Genomic DNA, 2,034 nt, shown 5'->3' with positions numbered 1-2,034 from the left:
GGGCCGAGGCGCAAACACCCACCGGGCCACAGCCGCACACCAGACACGGAGGCAACGCGAAGGGCTCAGGCGCAGGCCCCACCAGCCGTCAGCCGCACACGAGACGCGGAGGCAACGCGAAGGGGCTGAAGCGCAGGCCCCACCAGCCGTCAGCCGCACACCAGACGCGGAGGGGACCCCAGGGGGCCGAGGCACAAACACCCACCGGGCCACAGCCGCACACCAGACACGGAGGGGACCCTAGGGGGCCGAGGCACAAACACCCACCGGGCCGCAGCCGCGTACGAGACGCGGAGGGGACGCGGGGGTATGTGCGCACGGAGCACCGAGCACACCACGACGGCAAGAAACATCCGACGCGGCGCAGGGATGGCGAGTACGCACATACCCCCGCGGCCCCGCACCCACAGACGCACCCCAGGCGCGCACCGCCAGGCTCACAGCCACCAACTTGCCTGAATCCGCGGCGATTCGGGAACCCTCCACGGCTCCCCCTCGTCAAACCCGCACACTGCCGGTGAGTCTCCGCAGCGCGGTGTCGGCATCGCTGCTGGCTGCGAACGCTGACCACCCTCTCCGCCGCCTGCGGCCGGCAGCCCGCCGTCACCGGTGCGCCCCCCTCCAACAGCACCGGTGACGGCACCCGCACCCCCGCCACCCTTGACCGGCAGAAATCTTCGGGATATCCGTTGCTCCTGAAAGTAATCTCCAGCCGCAGGAGCCCCCCTTGTCCCAGCCCGACGACCGCGACCGCGCCAGCGACCACGACCGCGACCACGACCGCGACCGCAGGCTCCGCGCCCTCATCGGCACCATGTCCCTGGAGGACAAGGTCGGCCAGCTCTTCGTGATGCACGTGTACGGCCACACCGCCACCGACCCCGACCCCGCGGACATCGACACCAACCTCCGGGAACTCGGCGTACGCGACGCCGCCGAGCTGATCGCCCGCTACCGCCTCGGCGGCGTCATCTACTTCGGCTGGGCCCACAACACCCGCACCCCGCACCAGATCGCCGAGCTCTCCCGCGGCATCCAGCAGGCCGCCCCCACCCTCCCCGTACTGATCTCCGTCGACCAGGAGCACGGCGCCGTCGCCCGCATCGGCGCCCCCGCCACCCTCCTCCCCGGCGCCATGGCCCTCGGCGCCTCCGGCTCGCACGCCCACGCCCGCGAGGCCGCCCGGATCGCCGGCGCCGAACTCCACGCCCTCGGCATCCGCCAGGACCACGCCCCGGACGCCGACGTGAACGTCGACCCCGCCAACCCGGTCATCGGCGTACGCTCCTTCGGCGCGGACCCCGACGCCGTCGCCAAATTCGTGACCGCCCAGATCGAGGGCTACCAGAGCGCGGGCATCGCGACGGCCGCCAAGCACTTCCCCGGCCACGGTGACACGACGGACGACAGCCACACCGAGCTGCCGCACATCCACCACACCCGCGAGGAGTGGGACCGCTACGACGCGCCCCCCTTCCGGGCGGCGATCGCCGCGGGCGTCGACTCCGTCATGACCGCGCACATCGTGGTGCCCGCCCTCGACCCCTCGGGCGACCCCGCCACGCTCTCCCACCCGATCCTCACCGGCATCCTCCGCGAGGAGCTCGGCTACGACGGAGTGATCTCCACCGACTCGCTGGCGATGCGCGGCGTCCGCACGAAGTACGGCGACGACCGCGTGGCCGTGCTCGCGCTCAAGGCGGGCGCCGACCAACTCCTCAACCCGCCGCGCCCCGACGTCGCGTGGAACGCGGTGATCGAGGCGGTCGAGAAGGGCGAGCTGACGGAGGAGCGCATCGACGAATCGGTCCTCCGCGTGCTCCGCGTGAAGGCGAGGGTGGGCCTCCTGGACGGCTTCCCGGACGCCTTCCTGGACGGCTCCCCGGACGCCTTCCCGGACGAAGCGGAACAGCCCACCGCCTCCGTCGACGCCACCGTAGGCATCCCCGCCCACCTCGACGCCGCCGACACCATCGCCGACGCCACCACGACCCTCCTGGTCAACACCGACGGGCTCCTCCCCCTCTCCCCGGC

1 protein-coding gene is annotated in these 2,034 nt (G+C 72.4%); it reads left to right on the top strand.

Annotated features, from left to right (window positions below; all coding sequences use genetic code 11):
- Positions 1-727: 727 nt before the first annotated feature.
- Positions 728-2,034, top strand: a 1,307-nt coding sequence (locus AOK03_RS39215; RefSeq protein WP_244177945.1) for a glycoside hydrolase family 3 protein, incomplete at its 3' end; no start/stop codon positions are given.

This window comes from Streptomyces atriruber (genome assembly GCF_001418325.1).
GTDB lineage: Bacteria > Actinomycetota > Actinomycetes > Streptomycetales > Streptomycetaceae > Streptomyces > Streptomyces atriruber.
Note: the sequence above shows the minus strand (reverse complement) of the source record. Positions and strands in the feature narration are given on the sequence as shown.